This is a genomic window from Rhodoplanes roseus (assembly GCF_003258865.1).
Taxonomy (GTDB): Bacteria; Pseudomonadota; Alphaproteobacteria; order Rhizobiales; family Xanthobacteraceae; genus Rhodoplanes; species Rhodoplanes roseus.
In genome coordinates this window covers 1-20,117 of sequence record NZ_NPEX01000100.1, presented here as the reverse complement: position 1 = coordinate 20,117, position 20,117 = coordinate 1, and the positions used below count along the sequence as shown (strand labels likewise).

Here is a 20,117-nt window from a genome sequence, read left to right as displayed (position 1 = left end):
GTCGCCCCTCCCCTCCAGGGGAGGGCGAAGTGAGTGTCACGCCCCCGAGAGCTTCACCGTCGAGGCACCGGTCGGTGCCACGGTCGGCGTCTTCTTCAGATGGTCGAACACCACGTCCCAGATCGCCGGGCCCTCGGTGCCCTCGTTGACGCTCGCCCAGCCGGCGACCGTGTAGTCCTTGTCGGCGGCGAGCGGCTTCCCGGTGCGCACCAGCGCCAGGTCGCCGATGCGGCCGCCGATCGGCTTGGACACGTCGATCGTGTAGGAGAGCCCGCCGACCCGCACCATGTCGCCGCCCTGCTGCAGATACGGATCGGGATTGAAGATGTTGTCGGCGACGTCCTCGAGGATCTCCTTCAGCCGCCCGCCCGTCATGCTCATCCGATACGCCGCCGGATAGGTCATCGCGGTGGCGTTGTAGACGTCCTCACGGGTGATGTTCTGGCCCGGCAACAGTGTCGGGCCCCAGCGGAAGCCGGGCGACAGCGCGATCTCGGCATCACGTTCGGCCAGGAGCGCGTCACAGATCACGTCGTCGAACGTGCCGTTGAAGTTGCCGCGCCGGTAGAGCGTCGTCGCGGTCTTCCCGACCACCTCGCCCAGCATTTTTTCATGCGGCGCACGATGCTGCGCGATCGTCGCCGCGACGCCGGCATGCGGCGTGATCACGTCCGACAGCACCGGGATCAGCCGATACCGATAATCCCGCACGGCGCCGTCGCGTACGTCGAGGTCGAGCCGCGACACGAACTTGCCGTGGCTGCCCGAGGCGATCAGCAGCGTATTCCCGACCTTCACGGGCGCCGGCAGCGCGTCGTGGGTGTGGGCCGTGAGGACGACGTCGATGCCTTTCACCCGGCTCGCCAGCTTGCGGTCGACGTCGAAGCCGTTGTGCGAGAGCAGCACCACCAAGCCGGCGCCCGCGGCGCGTGCCTTGTCGACCTCCGCCTGAAGTTCCTTCTCGCGGATGCCGAAGGTCCAGTTGGGGATCATCCAGCGCGGATTGGCGATCGGCGTGTAGGGCAGCGCCTGGCCGATCACGGCGATCTTGACGCCGCCACGCTCGATCATGGTCGAGGCCTTGAACACCTCGTCCTGGAACTCGCTCTCGCGCACGTTCTGGCACAGGAACGGGAAGCCGAGCTTGTCGACGATCTCCTTGACCCGTTCCTCGCCGAGCGTGAACTCCCAATGCGCCGTCATGGCGTCCGGCTTCAGCAGCGCCATCACGTCGACCATGTCCTGGCCCTTGGTGGCCAGCGACGTGTAGGAGTTCTGCCAGGTGTCGCCGCCGTCGAGCAGCACGACGCGGTCGCCGCGCGCCGCCCGGATCGCCTCGATCACGGTGGCGACCCGATCGAGCCCGCCGACCCGGCCGTAGCTCTTCGCCAGCGCCTCGAAATCCACGTCGGCGAGCGCATAGGCGAGCGGGCTTCCGGCCGGCACCTTGTAGGCGTCGAGCAGCGCCTTGCCGGTGACGTGCGGCGGCACGCCTTTGGCCTCGCCGACGCCGAGATTGACGGTGGGCTCGCGGAAATACACCGGCATCAGCTGGGCGTGAATGTCGGTGACGTGCACCAGCGTCACGTTGCCGACCGGCTCGAAGGCGAGCAGATCCGCCTGCGTCACCCGTTGCTGGGCGAACGCGCGGATCGATCCGCCGCCGCCCAGGCTCGTACCGGCGAGCGCAGCGGCCATGGCCGCGGAGTATTGGAGCAGATCTCGTCGCGTCGTCATGGCGCGCGTCCTCCCGCACCGGAGCGGTCTCCGGCGTCCCGACGTTTCCTCTGGACGATCGTTCCGGTGGGCGAGGCGGCGGCGCCGCCCGGCGGCAGAAGCCGCGCTCAGCTCACCGTGATCGTGTCTTCGCCGACGATCTTGGTGCCGTCGTCGTCGATCCAGGTGAGGACGACCTTGCCGGTCTCCTCCGCCTTGAACTTGAACTGCAGATAGGGATTGGCCGACACGGCCGGCTCGAGATCGGCGGCGAAGACGAGCTGGCCGTTCACCTCGCAGGTGAACTTGTTGATGATCTTGCGCGGGATGACGTTGCCGTCCTTGTCCTTGCGCTGGCCCGACTCCATGATGTGAGCCACCAGGGCCTTGACCTCGACGAGGTCGCCCTTCTTGGCCTCCTTCTTGTCGAGACGGATGCGCGGCCGCGGCGCGGGTGTCGCCATGTCACTTCTCCTGAATGTCTGAGGACGGGGCCGGATCAGCCGCCACAGCCGCCGATGGTCACCTTCACCTGCCGCGTGTCGGTGAACAGCGATCCGTCGTTCATCTTGGCGATCGCGATCACGTTCTGCGTCTCGGCGAGGCGGATGCGGGTCGCCGCCTCGGCGACGCCGGAGCGCGGGGAGAAATGGAAGGTGGCGAGGCCGCCACGCGGATTGCCCTCGGCGACGATCAGCACGTCGGTGACGTGCGAGGCCTCGGTCATCGGGCTCTCGACCGTGAAGGCGAGCGGCACCGTGTTGCCGTTCTCGGCGATGTCGGGAAGGTCGAGCTTGATCTTGCCCTTCACCGGCGCCTTGCCGCCCGTGAACGCCTTGATCAGCTCGTCGGAATCGTTCTTGGCGAAGGCCGGGCCGACGCCGCCGAGGCTCAGGACCGCCACCGCTCCGGCGCCCAGCGCGAACGCCTCGCGTCGGCTCACTGTCATCGTCATTGCTGAACCTCTCCTCCTGGACGGCGGACCGCGGCCCGCCATGCGTGGACTCGTCGCGACGCACCGGATGTGACGCACCGGCCGGGAAAGCAGCGGATCGCATAGCACCAGAGAAGACGCGGGCAGCGCCTCCGGGACCAGCTTCCTCCATACATTCATTATTTTGTAAATCTGTAGCTCGTCCGGTCCGGCCACGCAATAGGTCAAACGTCGAACCGCAGCACAATTGTTGCTGCAATGCAGCGAGAAACAGGACTTTCATCCCTCCGTCACGACATAACGTAGAAAAAGCTCTTTTCATTCGCGTTCGAGAATATATTCTGACGGAAACGCGCGACACGTCACAAGACCGCTCACCGGCAGCCGCGCGAGCCATGGTCGGAGGAAACATGATCTCAGGATGGAAGGCCCTGGCGCGCGCCGTCGTGGCGGCCGCGTCGGTCACGTTGATGTCGTCGGTCGCCGGCGCGCAGACCCCCGCTCCGCAAGCCGCGCCCGAGGAGGACGCCGACAAGCTCCTCGAAAAATACCGGGCGATGATCTCGGACCCGATGTCGAACCCGGGCTATCTCGCGGTCGACAGCGGCGAGACGCTGTGGTCGACGGCGCGCGGCCCGAAGAACGCGACTCTCGAGACCTGCGATCTCGGCAAGGGTCCCGGCACGCTCGACGGCGCCTATGCCGAGTTGCCGCGGTTCTTCGCCGACGCGGGCCGAGTGATGGACGCCGAATCCCGCATCCTGTGGTGCATGGAGACGATCCAGGGGCTGGACACGGCGCCGCTCCGCAAGAAGCCGTTCGCCTCCTCGGGCGGCAACCCGGCGACCGAGATCGAGGCGCTGGTCGCCTTCGTCGCCAACAAATCGAACGGCTTCAAGTACGCCGCCCGGATGGAGCATCCGAAGGAGAAGGAGATGGTGGCGCTCGGCGAGGCGCTGTTCTATCGCCGCTCCAGCGTCAACGACTTCTCCTGCCAGACCTGCCATGGCCAGGAAGGCCAGCGCATCAGGCTGCAGAACCTGCCGTTCTTCGAAAATCCGAAGAACGCCCAGGCGACCATGGGCTCCTGGCCGACCTACCGGGTCTCGCAGGCGTCGCTGCGCACCATGCAGCACCGCATATGGGATTGCTACTGGCAGATGCGGATGCCCGACGTCGGCTACGCCTCCGACGTGACGATCGCGCTCGCCGCCTATCTCACCAAGAAGGCCGAGGGCGGCACCATCGAAGTCCCCTCCATCAAGCGCTGAGGCCCCCGATGCTCAGGACCTGTTCCGCGGCCGCGGCCGCCATCCTCCTTCTGTCCGGCGCGGCATCGGCTGCCGACGTGAAGAGTGACACCGAGATGGCCCCCGGCATCTCGCGCGAGACGCTCGAAAGGGCGGTCGCCGCCGCATGGAAGGGCCTCCCGCCCGACCTCGCGGCCCGCGTCGTCCAGGACGAGACGATGCGGATCTGCTCGCAATACCGCAACCAGCCGCCGCAGGCCCTGGCCGACGCCATCCTGGCCCGTGAGAAGCAGACCGTCAGCTATCCGCCCGACGCCAAGTATCTGGGCGACTGGAAGGCCGGCGAGAAGCTGGCGCTGTCCGGCTTCGGCGGGCGCATGGGCGACAATCCCAAGCAGGCGAACGGCGGCAACTGCTACGCCTGCCACCAGCTCGCGCCCGCCGAGATCAGCTACGGCACGTTGGGACCGAGCCTCGCCGGCTACGGCAAGCTGAAGGGCACCACGCCCGAGGCCCAGAAGGAAGTCTACGAGCGCGTCTACAATGCCCAGGCCGTCTATGCCTGCTCCAACATGCCGCGCTTCGGCCACAACAAGTTCCTGACCATCGACCAGATCAGGGACGCGGTGGCGTTCCTGCTCGATCCGGAGTCGCCGGTGAACAAGTGACCTCTCCGGTCATTCCGGGGCGCGGGCCGCAGGCCCGCGAGCCCGGAATCCATAACCCGGTTTGTGAACATGGATTCCGGGCCCGGCGCGTTTCGCCGTCCGGAATGACGAGCTCTCTCACGCGCCCTGGGCGCGGAGATAGTCGCGCAGCGAGCCCTTCTCGTAGGCCTTGTCGGCGACGAAGCGAAAGAGCGCCAGGAAATGCTTCGGTTCGAGATAGCCCTGCGCCCGCGCCACCTCGCGCTCGCGTGGCGGCTTGCCCTTCACGGCAGAGACGTTCTCCCCGAAGAACTGGAAGGTCGGGGTGAAGCGCACGCCGTACTTCTCGGCGAGCCGCCGCTCCGTCAAGGTCTCGCCGTCGAGATCGACGACCTTGCGGTCGCCCGCGACGTTGAGCTGCAGCACCTCGAACTTGTCCCGGATGTAGGCGGCGATCGCCGGGTCACCGAGATTCCTCACGTGGGTCTCGCGGCAGTAGGGGCAGCCGCGCAGCTCCCACATCACGGCGAGGCGCTTGCCGTTGCGCGACGCGAGTTCGACGTCGTCGGCGAGCTCGAGCAGGCTCTGCAGGAACCACTCGACCTGCGGCAGCCCATCCTCGTTCAGGGTGATCTCGGCGGCGTCCGACCCGTGCGGAAAGCCCGGAATGGCGGCGCCGGCCAGTGCTCCGACGATTACGGCACGACGGGATAACGGGTGACGTGACGGCATGGACGTTTCCTCATGAGATTTTTTTCGATGATAGCGCAAGTCAGCTCGCCTCGCATCTGGATGCCGCACCTCCTGATCACGATCGTCGCGCTCCTTGCATCGATCGCGCCGGGTCTGACGCAGGCACGCCTGCCGGCGACCGACGACGCGGTGCTGGCCGATCGACGCCTCGCCGCCGGCTACATCCGCACCGGCAATGCAGCGCTCGCCGCCCTGGCGCTCGAGCGGCTGGTCAAGGCGCTGGCCGGCGCGCCGCAGGCGGCCCAGGCGGCGCGCGCCCTCGATGCGGTCGACGCCGGCGACCTCGCGACCGCGGGCGATGCCGTCGAGGCCCTCGCCGCCGATCTCGCGGCGCAGCGCCGTGCCGCCGGCGTACGGCTGCCGGCCGACTGCGTGCGCGACTTCTCCGAAGTCTATGCCCTCCTGGACCGCCATCGCACCCGGCCGCCCGACCTCGCCGACAGCACGGCGCGCGCCGCCGTTGCCGACGCCGCGACATCGAGCGACGCCGCCCTCGCCCGCTGCGACGCCGAAGCACCGGCGCTGGTCAGGGCCGACCCGGACTTCCGCCGGCTGGTCGACGGCGCCCGCGCCTCGCTCGCCCGCGTGCCCGACGCCGCACGCTCCGGCGACGGCGAGCTGCTGCACCGCTTCATGATCGAGCTGCGCGCCTACGAGCAGCTCCTGCGCTTCCGGTTCGGGTGACGTCACCCGATCTTTCCGAGCGTCGGAACGGTCTCCAGGAGCCAGCCGGCGATGTCCGCCATCGTGCCGGTGAAGATCAGCACGCCCGTGACGATGAGCAGAACGCCGACCAGCATCTCGATGCGGCCGAGGTGGCGGCGGAAGCGGGCCAGGAACGCCAGGAACGGCTTAACGAACACGGCGGCGGCGAGAAACGGGAAGCCGATGCCGGCCGCGTAGGCGGCGAGCAGCAAGGCGCCCTGCCCGGCCGAGTCCTCGGCGCCGGCGATCAGCAGGATGGAGGCGAGCACCGGGCCGACGCACGGCGTCCAGCCGAACGCGAAGGCGAGCCCCATCACGAAGGCGCCGGCGAGACCGGCGGACTGGCCGCCGAGCCCGAAGCGCGCCTCGCGATAGAGCAGCGGAATCCTGAAGAGCCCGACGAAATGCAGGCCCAGCACCACGATGATCACGCCGGCGATCCGCGAGAGAAGGCCGAGATGATCGATCAGCAGCCGCCCCAGCAACGAGGCGCTGGCGCCGAGCGCCACGAACACGGCCGAGAATCCGGCCACGAAGGCGAGCGCCCGCACGAAGGCACGCGCCGTGACGCCGGCCCGCGGCGTCTCACCCGACAGCTCGGCGAGCGAGGCCCCGGCCAGCCAGGTGAGATAGGGGGGCACCAGCGGCAGCACGCACGGGCTCAGGAACGACAGCAGGCCCGCCAGCGCGGCGGCGGCGAGCCCCACCTCGAGCGTCATCGAACGTCCCCCGCGGCCCCGCGCCTGTCGCGAGGGGCTCAGTTGTCGTATGATGGCATGGTGGCCCGAAGCCGCCGGACTTGCAAACCTTCGCTGCACATATCCTATATTGTGTAATCATGTCGCACCGCCCGAGCCGCCGCACCCTGCTCCGCAACACCCTGTCCGGGGCGTTCGTTCTGGCGTCCGCCGGCCCCGGGGCGGCGGCGCCCGCCCGCGTCGCGCTCGTCTATGTGCGCGAGGCCGGATGCCCGTATTGCCGTGAATGGGACGCCAAGATCGGCCCGATCTACGGAAAGACCGCGGAGGCGAGGCGCGCACCGATCCGCGAGATCGACAAGCGGGACGTCCCTGCATCGGGCCTGACGCTCGCCCGGCCGGTGCGCTACACGCCGACCTTCCTGCTCACCCGCGACGATATCGAGCTCGGCCGCATCGAGGGCTATCCGGGGGAAGACTTCTTCTGGGCGAGGCTCGACCGCCTCCTCGAGCTGCTGCCGCCGGAGTGATCACCCGGCCCGGCCGGACGCCGACTCCGGCGTAGGCACACCGGCGGCGGCCGGCGTCTCGCGGTCCATGAGGAAATCGGTGACGCCGGCGGCGAGCCAGATGCAGGCGAGGGTGATCCAGGCCGTGGCCGCGAAGATTGCGCCGCCCGAAACACCGGCGCCGACCGCGCAGCCGCCGGCCAGCATGCCGCCGAAGCCCATCAGCACCGCGCCCACGATGTAGCGCCGCATGCTGAGACCGTCCTTGAAGCCCTGCAGCTCGAATTCCTTGAACAGAAGCGCGCCGGCCAGCGAACCGATGAACACGCCCGGCACCAAGCCGATGTCGAAGTTCCACACCATCCGGGACTGATCGAGCACGAACATCAGCGTGTCGGCCGACGGCCCCGTGAACGTGATGCTGGTGACGCGGGCCGGCGAGAAGCTCGCCTGCGAGATCGCGTAGGTGAAGAGCCAGCCGATCGCCACCATGCCGCCGACACCGGACGCCGTGAACCAGGTCGAGGCGGGCAGCCGGCTGCGCACGGCGTAGACGTAGGCCGCCCCACACCACACGATCCCGAACGCCAACGCATGACCGTGGCCGAGGCCGAGGATCACCAGGAGATCGCGCGCGCCGGCGCCGTCGATCGTCCACCAGGCGGTGATCGTCTCGCGCAACGGAACGAGCGCGCCGCGATACGCCGACTGCGCGGTGACGGCCATCACCAGGCCGGTCAGCAGCGCCCGCAGGTTTCCGGTGGCGGAGAGCACCAGGAGCCGGCTGGCGCAGCCGCGCGTCATGATCATGCCGGCACCGAACATCAGGCCGCCGATCGCGGCGCCCGACAGGCTGCCGCGCTGGGCGAGCTGGCGCGCCTCGGAGACGTCGAGCAGCCCCATCAGGATGAAGGCCTGGGTCCAGACCACCGCCGTGGCGAAGGCCATCAGCCAGATGGCGACCTTCTGGCCGACCTGACCGTGGTAGAACTCGATCGACGCGGCCCGCAGGCAGAAGCGGCTGCGCTGGGCCGCGAAGCCGAACGCGGCGCCGACCGCGACCCCGCCCAGCGCGAGCGCCGGCCCCTCCCCCACCGCGTCGATGATCGTGATCAGATCCACCCCCGCCTCCGCCGGTGTCCGCCGTCACGGCGCGCCGCCGGGACGAGGATGCACCGCACACGACAGGCAAGGCATTGACGAACCGCAACCGAGCCGATCGGGGGGTCGTCGCGCAGTGGCATCATGGCACCACACGTCACCGACGCGGCACGCGAGTCCGCCCGCCGGACCGCCGCGCATGCCACGAGCGACTTTGCATGTCGACTTGAGGTGGGTCAGCGATCCCGACCGCGGCGCTCCCTAGAGTCGGCCGTCTCGCCCCCGGCAGGCGACCGGACGATGCTCCGGCGCCGCCGACCTTCTCGACCCCTGCTTTCGAAGGACCCGACTTGCCGAATCAATCGACCACGTGGCCGATCACAGGGCGGGCGGCCGCGGCAGCCCTGTTCGGGCTGGCGCTGCTCGCCGGTTCGGAGGTCGCCCGGTCGCAGCCGTCGTCCGACGCCGGGCCGTCGCCTCCCGCCACGATCAGGATCGGGGTGCTGGCGTTTCTCGGGGCCGAGTACAGCCAGGAGGAGTGGGGACCGACGGCGCGGGCCATCGAGGCCGGCCTGCCCGGCACGGCGGTGCGGCTCCTGCCGCTCGACCACGCCGGGCTGGAGCGGGCCGTGGCGACCGCCGAGGTCGACTTCGTCGTCACCAATCCGGGCCACTACGTCGAGCTGGAGACGGCGCTGGGCGTCAGCCGCATCGCCACCCTGGAGTCCGGCGCGCCGGTCGCGTCGGCCGTGCTGGTCCGCAGCGACCGCACCGACCTGAACTCGCTCACCGATCTCGCCGGCAAGCGCGTCGCCGTCGTCGGCACCACGGCGTTCGGCGGCTTCCAGGCCGCCTGGCGCGAGCTCGCAGCCAGCGGCGTCGATCCGTTCCGCGACCTGACCCTCGACAGCGTCGGCTTCCCGATGACCCGGGTGATCGAGGCGGTCGTCACCAACCGGGTCGACGCCGGGATCGTGCGCGGCTGCCTGAAGGAGAGCCGCGAGGCGGACGGCACGCTCACGCCCGGTGCCCTGCGGGTGCTGGCCCCGATGCCGAGCGACGCCACCCGTTGCACGGTGTCGAGCCGGGTCTATCCCGACTGGCCGATCGCCAAGCTGCGCGGCACCGAACCGGCGCTCGCCAAGCGGGTCGCCACTGCGCTGCTCACCTACGAGCCGCCGCCCGGCGGTGCGGGCTGGACCGTGCCGCTCGACTACCAGCCGGTGCACGAGGCGTTCCGCGACCTCAAGATCGGCCCCTACGAGCCGCTGCGCCACATCTCGGCCCGCGACGTGCTCGCCCGCTACTGGCAGATCCTCGCGCTCTTCGGCATCGCGCTCGGCACCTGGGCCGTGCATGTGCTGCGGGTGGAGCGACTGGTCCGCCGGCGCACCGCCGAGCTCGCCACGGCCAACGCCGACCTCGTCGGCGAGATGGCGCATCGACGCCGCATCGAGGAGCAGGAGGCGCTGCACCGCAAGGAGCTCGACCACGCGGCGCGCCTCGCCATCCTGGGCGAGATGGCGGGCGGCATGGCGCACGAGCTGAACCAGCCGCTCGCCGCCATCGTCAACTACGCCGACGGCTGTGCCGTGCGCCTCGCCGCGGTTCCGCCCGACGTCGCGGCGCTCGCCGAGGGCACCCGGCGGATCCGCCAGCAGGCCGACCGGGCCGCCCAGGTGATCCAGCGCATCCGGGCCTTCGTGAAGAAGCGCGAGCCGGCGCAAACCCGCCTCGATCTCGCCGACGTGGTGGCCGAGACGGTGGAGCTGTTCGAGGGACCGGCGCGCCGCATCGGCGTGCGGGTGGAGACGGCGCCCGCCGCCGTGCTGCCCGCGGTCGCCGGCGACCGGATCCAGCTCCAGCAGGTGCTGCTGAATCTGCTGCAGAACGCCGCCGACGCGACGGTCGGATCCGGCCCCGGGCCGTGCACCATAGGCCTGGAGACGTGCGCCGCGGAGGGCGGCGCCGTCGTGGCGGTGGCGGATCGCGGCGCCGGGATGAGCGACGCCGTGAAGGCGCGGCTGTTCGAGCCGTTCTTCACCACCAAGCCGGACGGGCTGGGCCTCGGGCTCGCGCTGTGCCAGTCGATCGTCACCGAGCATCGCGGCCGCCTGCAGGCGCAGGACAATCCGGGCGGCGGCACGGTGATGCGGCTGTGGCTGCCGGCCATCGGGGAGGATTCATGATCGATACGGATTCGCGAACGGACGATGCCATCGTCTACGTGGTCGACGACGACGACGCGATGCGGGACTCGCTCGACTGGCTATTGACGCCGCTCGGCCTCGCGGTGCGCACCTTCGCGTCCGCCGACGCGTTCCTGGCCGATCACGATCCCGATCGCATCGCCTGCCTGGTGACCGACGTGCGCATGCCCGGCCTGAGCGGCCTCGAGCTGCACGAGACGCTGGTGCGGCGCGGCGTCGCGATGCCGGTGATCGTCATCACGGGCCACGGCGACGTGCCGATGGCGGTGCGGGCGATGCGCACCGGGGCCCTCGACTTCATCGAGAAGCCGCTCAACAACCAGCTTTTGATCGAGCGCATCCACGAGGCCCTGCGGCTCGCCCGCAGCCGCCGCGACGGGAGCCGCGAGACCGACGCGATCAGGACCCGCCTCGCCACCCTCACGGCGCGCGAGCGCGAGGTGGCGGCGCTGGTCGCCGCCGGCAAGCAGAACAAGGCGATCGCCTTCGACCTCGGCATCAGCCTAAAGACCGTCGAGATCCATCGCCACAACGCGATGGAGAAGATGGCGGCGACCACCGGCGCCGACCTCGCCCGCATGCTGACGCTGGTGGGCGGCTTAGGGGTTAACCCCTAAGCCCTTGGGGGAAATCTCCAAATTATCCCGACCTGTTGACAGGCGTAGCGTGCTCTGGCTCGCGGGGGCGACACGATCGTTCGGGCTCCCGCCAGGAGTCCGGCATGCCCGACACCCGACGTGACTTTCTCAGATCCCTCGGCGCCGTGACGGTCGGCGCGGCGACGGCGGCACCGGTCTCGGCCGGATCCGCGCGCGCTGCGCCGGCCGCGGCTGCCCCCTCGGCGGCGCTCGCCGACGCCGGCCCGCACCGCTTCGCCATGGTGGTCGATGTCGGCAAGTGCATCGGCTGCCAGGCCTGCACGGTGTCGTGCATCTTCGAGAACGCGGTGCCGGAGGACTCTTTCCGCACCATCGTGTCGACCTACGAGGTGGTCGAGGACGGCCGCGCCGGGATGGCGATGCTGCCGCGGCTGTGCAACCACTGCGCCGACGCGCCCTGCATCCCGGTCTGCCCGGTCGGCGCGACCTTCCAGCAGCCGAACGGCACCGTGGTGGTCGACGCCGACCGGTGCGTCGGCTGCGCCTATTGCGTCCAGGCCTGCCCCTACGACGCGCGCTTCGTCAATCACCTCACCCAGACGGCCGACAAGTGCACGTTCTGCGCCCACCGGGTCACGGCGGGCCTGCTGCCGGCCTGCGTCGAGAGCTGTGTCGGCGGCGCCCGCGTGTTCGGCGATCTCGCCGATCCCGAAAGCGCCGTGTCGCGGCTGGTCGCCAAGGGCGACGCCAAGGTGCTGAAGCCGGAACTCGGCACCCGGCCGCATGTCTTCTATCTCGGTCTCGACGACCGGCTCGCCGGCAAGGTCGAGGGCCAGCCCACCTTGTGGCGCCCCAGCGCGGAGCAGCACACATGAGCATCCTCGAGGTCGTCAACGTCTCGCGCGACGTGTCGTGGCTGCCCTGGGCGGTCCAGTATTTCTTCCTGATCGGCCTGTCGGTCGCCTGCTTCGTGATGTCGCTCGGTCTCGCTTTCGACCGTGGCGACCGCACCTTCGCCCGCCGCGCTCTGGTCGGGGCGCTCGCCTGCGGTCTCGTCGCACCGGTCGCACTGCTCGCCGACCTGCACCAGCCCGGCCGCTTCTGGCGCTTCTACGCGACCCCGAACCTGCACTCCTGGATGGCCTGGGGCGCGTTCTTCATCCCGGCCTATGTGGGCGGGCTCCTGGTCTATGCCTGGGCCGTGCTGCGGCCCGATCTCGCAGCCGCGGGTGCGCAGAGCGACCACATGCTCGCCCGGCTGCAACGGATCGTCGCGCTCGGCGGCCGGCCGGTCCCGCGCCTCGCCACGGCGGCCGCGGTGGTCACGCTGATCGCCGCCGCCCTGATCCTGCTCTACACCGGCATGGAGACCATGGTGGTGCGGGCACGGCCCTTTTGGAACACGCCGTTCCTGCCGCTGCAGTTCGCCGCCACCGCTTTCACGGGCGCGGCCGGGCTCGTTCTGCTGATCGGCCGGCTCGACGGCGAGCGCAATGCAGCGGCCGACACCGCGGCGGCGCGCTGGATGGCCGGCGCGCTGACGATCACGATCGCGCTCGGGCTGGCCTGGTTCGCGCTCGGCGCGCTCGGGCTGGAGCGGACGCACGCGCAGGCGCTGGCGAGCGTCGCCGGGCATCGCGCCTGGCAGGTGACGGCGCTGTGGGCCGGCGCCGCGACCGTGCTGCCGCTGCTGCTCGTCGCGTGGCGGCCGGCGGGCTGGACCTGGCTCGCCGCCCTGCTCGGCCTGCACGCCGCCTGGATGTTCCGCTGGACCGTGTTCATCGGCGGCCAGACCGTGCCGAAGACCGGCGCCGGCCTCTACGTCTATCAGCTCCCGCTCGGCCACGACGGCCTGCTCGGCATCGCCGGCACGCTCGGGCTCTGGCTGTTCTGCTACCTCCTGATCACGACCGTGGTACCGGCCCGCCCGGACCGCCGCTCGTCTCTCGTGTCCGCCTGAGGAGACCGTCATGGACCGCCGCACCGTTCTGAAATCCGGCGTCGCCCTCGGCGGGCTCGCCACCTTCGCGGCCGGATACTCGGACACCGCCCGGAAGGTGGTCGAAGGGGCCGTCGAGTCGCTCGGCCCCAAGGCCGCCCGAGCCGCCAACATCAACGGCGCCTCGCTGGCGCCCGAGTTCAGCGTCGATCCCGCCACCGGCGCGCTCACGCCGAACCCCAGCCAACGAGTCGGCTACACCATGTGCATGGGCTGCACGACCTATTGCGGCGTGCGGGTGCGGGTCGACACCGCGACCAACCGCGTGGTCCGGGTCGCCGGCAATCCGTTCCATCCGCTGTCGACCGACCCGGCCCTGCCGCCCGAGACGTCGATCCGCGACAGCTTCGTCGCACTGTCGCGGCGCGACGAGCAGGGCCTGTGCGAGCGCTCCACCGCCTGCGGCCGCGGCGCCGCGCTGCTCGCCCAGATGACGAGCCCGTTCCGCATCACCACGCCGCTCAAGCGTGTCGGCCCGCGCGGCGGCGCGCAGTGGCAGCCGATCTCGTTCGAGCAGCTCCTCGCCGAGGTGATCGAAGGCGGCGACCTGTTCGGCGAGGGCCATGTCGCCGGCCTCCGCGCCATCCGCGGCACCGCCCCGATCGATCCGGCGCGGCCCGATCTCGGGCCGAAGGCCAACCAGCTCGCCTTCCTGTCCTCCACCAACGAAGGTCGTGAAAACTTCGCGCGGCGCTTCGTGCAGCAGGCTTTCGGGTCGATCAACTTCGTCGGCCACGGCGGCTATTGCGGCGGGTCCTACCGGTCCGGCTCCGGCGCAGCGTTCGGCGACGTCAAGCAGATGCCGCACGCCAAGCCCGATCTCGCCGCCGCCGAGTTCGTGATCTTCTGCGGCACCTCGCCGGCCAATGCCGGCAACCCGTTCAAGCGCCAAGCCTGGCAGCTCGCCCGCGGCCGCACCGACGGCACCTTGAACTACGTGGTGGTCGACCCGGTGCTCGGCCATTCGGATGCGCTCGCCGCCCATCATCGTGGCCGCTGGATTCCGATCCGGCCGGCGACGGACGGCGCTTTCGCCATGGCGATGATCCGCTGGATCATCGAGAACCGCCGCTACGACGAAAAATTCCTCACGCAGCCGAACGCCAGGACGGCGGCCGCCGCCGGCGAGGCGTCGTGGTCGAACGCCACCCATCTGGTGATCGCCGAGCCCGGGCATCCGCGCGAAGGCTTCTTCCTGCGCGCCTCCGATCTGGGCGTCGCGATCGAGGGCGACCGGTACAGCGACAAGGACCCGTTCGTGGTGGCCGAGCCCGGCACCGGCCGGCTGCTTCCGCACGATCGGCTCGCCGGTGCGGCGGAGCTGATCGTCGATGCGCCGTTCGCGGTCGGCGAAAAGGCGCTGCGGCTGCGCTCCTCGTTCGACCTGCTGCGCGAGAGCGCCAACCGCTTCACCATCGCCGACTACGCGACCACGTGCGGCATTCCGGCGGACGTGATCGAAGGCCTGGCCAAGGAGTTCACCAGCCACGGCAAGAAGGCCGCCGTCAACACGCATGGCGGCACCATGGCCGGCAACGGCTTCTACAACGCGTTCGCGCTCGTCACCCTCAACACGCTGATCGGCAATCTCAACGCCAAGGGCGGCACGATGGCCTCGGGTGGCGCCTTCCCGGCGGAGGGAGCCGGCCCGCGCTACAATCTCGCGACGTTCGAGGGGGCCGTCACGCCGAAGGGCACGCCGCTGTCGCGCAACGTGCCGTACGAGCGCTCCGGCGAGTTCAAGGCCAAGACGGAGGCCGGCAGGCCGTATCCGGCCGAGCAGCCGTGGTTCCCGGCGGCACCGCAGCTCGGCACCGAGTGGTTCCCGGCCGCGCTGTCCGGCTACCCGTATCCGCTGAAGGCCCTGATCCTCTGGAACACCAACCCGATCTACGGCATCCCCGGCCTGCGGGCGCAGGTGGACGCGGCCCTGAAGGATCCGAAGCGGCTGCCGCTGATCATCGCCATCGATCCGTTCATCAACGAGACGGTCGCCTATGCCGACTACGTGGTGCCCGACTCGCTGGTGTACGAGAGCTGGGGCTTCGCGGCGCCCTGGCACGGCGTACCGACCCGCGTCTCGACGGCGCGCTGGCCCGTCGTCGAGCCGCCACTCGCCCGGACCAAGGACGGCGACAGGATCGGGCTGGAGAGCTTCTTCATCGCGATCGCCAAGGCGCTCGGCCTGCGGGGCTTCGGAGCGAACGCCATGACGGACGCCGGTGGCAACGCGGTCGCGCTCGACCGGGCGACCGACTGGTACATGCGGGCGGCCGCCAACGTCGCCTTCGCGGGCCAGAAGCCGGTCGCCGACGCGAGCGACGACGATCTCGCCCTCACCGGCGTCGACCGCTTCGTTCCGGAGCTGAGATCGACCCTCAAGGACGACGAGTGGCGCAAGGCGGCTCATGTGCTCAGCCGCGGCGGACGTTTCCAGCCGGTGAACCAGGCGTATCAGGGCGACCAGATGGCGCAGAAGTTCCCCCGCGGCCTGCAGCTCTACAACGAGCAGGTCGGCACCGCCCGCAGCGCCGTCACGGGCCGGCGCTTCGCCGGCGTGCCGCAATGGACCGAGCCGGCCTTCGCCGACGGCTCGGCGATGCGCACGCATTTCCCCGCGAGCGACTGGCCGATGCTGCTGTGCTCCCAAAAGTCCGTGCTGATGAACAGCTACGCCATCGGCCTGGACCGGCTGCGCGGCATCCATGTCGAGAACCCGGTGGCCATCCATGCGGACGACGCCGCCGCACTCGGCCTCCGCAACGGCGATACGGTGCGGATCAGCACGCCGGGCGGCAGCGTGGTGGCGACCGCGCTGGTGCGACACGGCGTGATGAAGGGCGTGATCGCCATCGAGCACGGCTACGGCCACAAGGAGCTCGGCGCCCGGCCGCACGTGATCGGCGGCGTCAGCCAGCCGGTGAAGCCGGCGCTCGCCGCCGGCGTCTCGCTCAACGATCTCGGCCTCGGCGATCCGAGCCGCAAGGGTCCGGCCGTCTGGCTCGACCCGGTGGCCGGCTCGGCCGTGCGCCAGGGCCTGCCGGCCCGCATCGCCCGCGTGTAGGCCTCTCGGCCGGGTGACATCGTAAAGGACAGGCGGGCGGGCGCGCGCTCGGCGCCGGTGCCGGCTGGGAGCTGGTGCGGGTGCTCGCCTGGCCGCGCAGGAGAGTCGCCGCCGGACGATCGCCGGGGCCCACGCCGCCGAGCCTGTAGGGTCCGATTGTCCTCGATTTCGGGCAAACGTTTGCCGTTCGCCCTGTCGCGCCGCCATGTCCACCGGCCTCGGTTGGGCCGCGCTGCTCCTTCGTGTAGCGTGCTGTTCTGTTTTGCGGCGCGGGACGGACATGACCACCAAGAAGGCGACCCTGAAGGACGTGGCCAAGCGGGCCGGCGTGCATGTCTCGACGGCGTCGCGGGCGCTCGATCCACGGACGCGCCACCGCATTTCCGCCGACGTGGCCGCCAAGATCGCGAAGGCCGCGCAACAGCTCGGCTATCGCCACAACCAGATGGCGGCCAGCCTGCGGACCAAGAAGACGAACGCCATCGGGATCGTCATTCCGGACATCACCAACATGCTGTTCCCGCCGATCATCCGGGGCGTCGACGACCGGATCGCCCCGCACGGCTACATCTCGATCATCGGCCACACCGAGGGGGACGCGGAGCGCGAGAAGCGCGTGATCGAGACGCTGCAGGTGCGGGGAATCGACGGGCTGATCGTCGCCAGCGCGCGTCTCGACGACGAGGCGATCACCTCGGCGATGAAGGACGACGTGTTCATCGTCACGGTCAACCGTCGCGTCAAGGACGAGGGCGTGTCGTCGGTGGTCAGCGACGAGCGGAGCGGCGTCGGCGCCGTGCTGGCGCATCTCGTCTCGCTCGGCCACCGTCACATCGGATACGCCTCCGGCCCGGCCTGGTCGTCGACCGGCGAGGCGCGTCTGAGTGCCTACCGGTACTGGGCCGGGACCCACGGCATCGTTCACAGCGAGTCGCTGATCGCGCGTGCGACGGAGTATCGCGAGGCCGAGGGAGCGCGCTGCGTCGACGTGCTGCTCGCCTCGAATCCGAAGCTCACCGCGATCGTCTGCGCCAACGACCTGCTGGCGATCGGAGCGCTCGCCGCGCTCAAGAAGCGCGGGATCTCCTGCCCGGGCGACATCTCCGTCACCGGGTTCAACGACATTCCGTTCGTCGACCGCATCACGCCGTCGCTCACGACAGTGCGCATCGAGCATTACCAGTGCGGCTCGGCCGCCGCCGGCATCCTGCTCGAGGACTTGCAGGCCGGTCCGGTTCGGCGCGAGCCGCGACATATCGTTCTCCCGGTCTCGCTGGTGGTGCGGGAGTCGACCGGCCCCGCCCCCAAGCCGCCGCGGCGCAAGGGCAGCCGGTAGGATCGGGCGCTGCCCGCCGGACCGCCGGGCACGGCCGAACGGCCGCGCCGCCGATTGCCATCCCGAATTCGGCAAGACCGGCGAAAGGACGGCATTGACTTGGGCCGGGCGCATGTGCAATCGTTTGCACACAGAGGTGCCCGCAGGAGACCGGACATGCGCGAAATTCGAGCCGATGACATCGCGACGCGGCACGACTGGGGCCGGGCGCTGCCGTCCCTCGGCATCATGGGCGTCGACTTCGAGGAGCGGGTCGACTACCGCCGGCTGCACCGCTACCGGCTCGCCCGCGCCAAGCAGGCGCTGGAGGCGTCCGAGCTCGGCGCGCTGCTGGTCTTCGACGTCAACAACATCCGCTACCTCACCTCGACCAAGATCGGCGAGTGGGAGCGCGACAAGCTGGCCCGCTGGGCGCTGCTGACCCGCACCGGCGAGCCGATCCTGTGGGACTTCGGCTCCGCCGCCGTGCATCACAAGCTGTATTCCCCCTGGCTCGCGCCGGAGAACTGCCGGGCCGGGCTGATCGGCCTGCGCGGCACCGTGGCGCCGGCCTTCGGCCTGATGAAGCGGCATGCCGAGGAGATCGCGTCGTTGCTGCGCGAGGCCGGCGTCGGCGACATGCCGGTCGGCATCGACATCATCGAGCCGCCGATGATGTTCGAGCTGCAGCGGGCCGGCCTCAAGGTCCTGGACGGCCAACAGGTGATGCTCGAGGCGCGCGAGATCAAGTCGCAGGACGAGATCGCCCTCCTGAACCGCGCCGCCGCCATGGTGGACGGCGCCTATCAGATGATCAACGAGGAGCTGAAGCCCGGCGTCCGCGAGAACGACATCGTCGCCAAGGTGAACGAGTTCCTGTATCGCCACGGCTCGGACGACGTCGAGGCCGTGAACGCGATCTCGGGCGAGCGCTGCAATCCGCACCCGCACAACTTCACGGATCGCATGATCCGTCCCGGCGATCAGGCTTTCTTCGACATCCTGCAGTCGTTCATGGGCTATCGCACCTGCTACTACCGCACCTTCAATGTCGGCCGCGCCACCCCGGCGCAGCACGACGCCTACAAGAAGGCGCGCGAGTGGCTGGACGGCGCGATGGAGCGGATCAAGCCCGGCGCGTCCACGGCCCATATCTGCGCGGCGTTCCCGACCTCCGACAAGTTCGGCTTCCCGGACGAGCTCTCGGCCTTCGGCCTGCAGTTCGCGCACGGCCTCGGCCTCGCCCTGCACGAGCGGCCGATCATCTCGCGGGTCGTCTCGCTCGACCATCCGACCGAGATCAAGGAAGGCATGGTGTTCGCGATCGAGACCTATTGCCCGGCGACCGACGGCTACTCGGGCGCCCGCATCGAGGAAGAGGTCGTGGTCACCGACAAGGGCTGCAAGGTGATCTCGCTGTTCCCGGCCGAAGAGCTGCCGATCGCCAACCGCTACTGAGCGTCGCGAACCTGTCCCGGCGCCGCCTGCGCCTCCCCTTCCCGACATGGAGACCACGATGTCTGCGAACACACAGAAGCTCGGCTGGATCGGCGTCGGTCGCATGGGCTTCCAGATGGCGGAACGCCTTCTCAAGGCCGGACACGACGTGTCGATCTGGAACCGGACCAAGGCGAAGGCCGAGCCGCTCGCCGCGCTCGGTGGCAAGATCGTCAGCAATCCGGTCGACCTCGCCGGTGTGGACGTGCTGTTCACCATCGTGTCGACCGGTCCCGACCTCGAGGAGATCTATTTCGGCGAGAACGGCATCGTCACCAATGCCAAGGGCGCGCTGCCGAAGATCTTCGTCGACTGCTCGACGATCTCGGTGGAGGATTCGATCCGCATCCGCGAGCGTTTGAAGGAGAAGGGCGTCGATCTCATCGCCGCTCCGGTCTCGGGCAACGGCCAGGTGATCAAGGCCGGCAAGCTGTCGTCGGTGGTCTCCGGCCCCGAGGCGTCGGCCAAGGCCGTGATGCCGTTGATCGGGGTGTTCGCGCCACGCGGCGTGTCCTATGTGGGCGAGGGCGAGCTCGCCCGCGTCTGCAAGATCGCCCACAACGTGATGCTCGGCGTGGTGATCGAGAACCTGATCGAGATCACGCTGCTGGCCAACAAGATGGGCGTGCCGCGCGAGGCCTTCCTGTCGTTCATGAACAACGGCGTGATGGGCTCCATGTTCACGGCCTACAAGTCGCCGGCCCTGGTCAACCTCGACTGGACCACGACCTTCACGGCGGAGCTGCTGCGCAAGGATCTCGATCTCGGCCTCGAGCTCGGTCGCGAATGGGACGTGCCCATGCCGGTGACGGCGGCGACCCGCGAGGTGCTGCAGCAGCACATCGGCAAGGCGCTGTCGCAGCCCGACGCCGAGGCGATTCTGGCACAGGACTTCGCCAAGATGGCCGAGACCATGGCGGAATGCGCCGGCATGAAGCTGGTCAGCGAGAACAAGGCGGTTCCGACGGGCCTGTAAAGCCGATCGTCAACGCATCACGCGAAGAGTCCACGATGAAACCATCGCAGCACGCCGACGTGGTCGCCCACAACGACGACATCGGCGAAGAGACGCGGCTGAGGCTGTATCGGAGCCAGCAGGTGATCCGGCAGGCGGAGCAGC

General features: G+C 69.7%; 18 protein-coding genes. 12 read left to right on the top strand and 6 right to left on the bottom strand.

Annotation, left to right across the window (positions count from 1 at the left end; genetic code table 11):
- Positions 1-36: 36 nt before the first annotated feature.
- The 3 genes from soxB to soxY form a co-directional block, all read right to left on the bottom strand.
- Entirely contained in the window at positions 37-1,737 is a 1,701-nt protein-coding gene (gene soxB / locus CH341_RS15625; protein WP_111419933.1) for a thiosulfohydrolase SoxB, read from the bottom strand.
- A 107-nt stretch (positions 1,738-1,844) separates the two neighbouring features.
- Entirely contained in the window at positions 1,845-2,180 is a 336-nt protein-coding gene (soxZ, locus tag CH341_RS15620; RefSeq protein WP_111419932.1) for a thiosulfate oxidation carrier complex protein SoxZ, read from the bottom strand.
- Positions 2,181-2,215: 35 nt separating this feature from the next.
- Entirely contained in the window at positions 2,216-2,665 is a 450-nt protein-coding gene (gene soxY, locus CH341_RS15615; protein WP_111419937.1) for a thiosulfate oxidation carrier protein SoxY, read from the bottom strand.
- Between the two features lie 395 nt (positions 2,666-3,060).
- Here soxY and soxA point away from each other — a divergent pair, with 395 nt between their 5' ends.
- Positions 3,061-3,921 carry a sulfur oxidation c-type cytochrome SoxA gene (gene soxA / locus CH341_RS15610; protein ID WP_425376186.1) on the top strand — a complete coding sequence of 287 codons (861 nt, stop codon included), beginning with the start codon at positions 3,061-3,063 and terminating at the stop codon, positions 3,919-3,921.
- 77 nt (positions 3,922-3,998) lie between these two features.
- On the top strand, positions 3,999-4,568 hold the full coding sequence (gene soxX / locus CH341_RS15605; protein ID WP_245431079.1) for a sulfur oxidation c-type cytochrome SoxX: 570 nt from the start codon (positions 3,999-4,001) through the stop codon (positions 4,566-4,568).
- 117 nt (positions 4,569-4,685) lie between these two features.
- Here soxX and CH341_RS15600 read toward each other — a convergent pair whose 3' ends face one another.
- Positions 4,686-5,279, bottom strand: a complete 594-nt coding sequence (locus CH341_RS15600) for a thioredoxin family protein (protein ID WP_111419930.1) — start codon at positions 5,277-5,279, stop codon at positions 4,686-4,688.
- 27 nt (positions 5,280-5,306) lie between these two features.
- Here CH341_RS15600 and CH341_RS15595 point away from each other — a divergent pair, with 27 nt between their 5' ends.
- Positions 5,307-5,984 carry a hypothetical protein gene (locus tag CH341_RS15595; protein ID WP_146604486.1) on the top strand — a complete coding sequence of 226 codons (678 nt, stop codon included), beginning with the start codon at positions 5,307-5,309 and terminating at the stop codon, positions 5,982-5,984.
- A 2-nt stretch (positions 5,985-5,986) separates the two neighbouring features.
- Here CH341_RS15595 and CH341_RS15590 read toward each other — a convergent pair whose 3' ends face one another.
- Positions 5,987-6,724 (bottom strand): cytochrome c biogenesis CcdA family protein, encoded by a 738-nt coding sequence (locus CH341_RS15590; RefSeq protein WP_111419928.1) that lies wholly within the window; start codon positions 6,722-6,724, stop codon positions 5,987-5,989.
- A 119-nt stretch (positions 6,725-6,843) separates the two neighbouring features.
- Here CH341_RS15590 and CH341_RS15585 point away from each other — a divergent pair, with 119 nt between their 5' ends.
- Positions 6,844-7,233 carry a thioredoxin domain-containing protein gene (locus CH341_RS15585; RefSeq protein WP_245431078.1) on the top strand — a complete coding sequence of 130 codons (390 nt, stop codon included), beginning with the start codon at positions 6,844-6,846 and terminating at the stop codon, positions 7,231-7,233.
- On the opposite strand, the gene CH341_RS15580 is transcribed toward CH341_RS15585, so the two are convergent.
- Complete coding sequence (locus tag CH341_RS15580; RefSeq protein WP_111419927.1) at positions 7,234-8,334, bottom strand: YeeE/YedE family protein; 1,101 nt, start codon at positions 8,332-8,334, stop codon at positions 7,234-7,236.
- Positions 8,335-8,663: 329 nt separating this feature from the next.
- Here CH341_RS15580 and CH341_RS15575 point away from each other — a divergent pair, with 329 nt between their 5' ends.
- The 8 genes from CH341_RS15575 (at position 8,664) to CH341_RS15540 (ending at position 19,973) form a co-directional block, all read left to right on the top strand.
- Positions 8,664-10,502, top strand: a complete 1,839-nt coding sequence (locus CH341_RS15575) for a sensor histidine kinase (RefSeq protein WP_210208348.1) — start codon at positions 8,664-8,666, stop codon at positions 10,500-10,502.
- A complete protein-coding gene (locus CH341_RS15570) occupies positions 10,499-11,140 on the top strand; it encodes a response regulator transcription factor (RefSeq protein WP_111419926.1) in 642 nt (213 codons plus the stop codon). The genes CH341_RS15575 and CH341_RS15570 overlap by 4 nt, the downstream gene beginning before the upstream one ends.
- A gap of 104 nt (positions 11,141-11,244) precedes the next feature.
- Complete coding sequence (gene dsrO / locus CH341_RS15565) at positions 11,245-11,997, top strand: sulfate reduction electron transfer complex DsrMKJOP subunit DsrO (protein WP_111419925.1); 753 nt, start codon at positions 11,245-11,247, stop codon at positions 11,995-11,997.
- Complete coding sequence (gene nrfD, locus CH341_RS15560; protein WP_111419924.1) at positions 11,994-13,082, top strand: NrfD/PsrC family molybdoenzyme membrane anchor subunit; 1,089 nt, start codon at positions 11,994-11,996, stop codon at positions 13,080-13,082. The genes dsrO and nrfD overlap by 4 nt, the downstream gene beginning before the upstream one ends.
- Before the next feature lie 10 nt (positions 13,083-13,092).
- Positions 13,093-16,185 (top strand): molybdopterin dinucleotide binding domain-containing protein, encoded by a 3,093-nt coding sequence (locus CH341_RS15555; RefSeq protein WP_111419923.1) that lies wholly within the window; start codon positions 13,093-13,095, stop codon positions 16,183-16,185.
- A 280-nt stretch (positions 16,186-16,465) separates the two neighbouring features.
- On the top strand, positions 16,466-17,521 hold the full coding sequence (locus CH341_RS15550; RefSeq protein ID WP_111419922.1) for a LacI family DNA-binding transcriptional regulator: 1,056 nt from the start codon (positions 16,466-16,468) through the stop codon (positions 17,519-17,521).
- A 156-nt stretch (positions 17,522-17,677) separates the two neighbouring features.
- Positions 17,678-18,958, top strand: a complete 1,281-nt coding sequence (locus CH341_RS15545) for a M24 family metallopeptidase (protein WP_111419921.1) — start codon at positions 17,678-17,680, stop codon at positions 18,956-18,958.
- A 58-nt stretch (positions 18,959-19,016) separates the two neighbouring features.
- Positions 19,017-19,973, top strand: a complete 957-nt coding sequence (locus tag CH341_RS15540; protein ID WP_111419920.1) for an NAD(P)-dependent oxidoreductase — start codon at positions 19,017-19,019, stop codon at positions 19,971-19,973.
- Positions 19,974-20,117 lie beyond the last annotated feature (144 nt).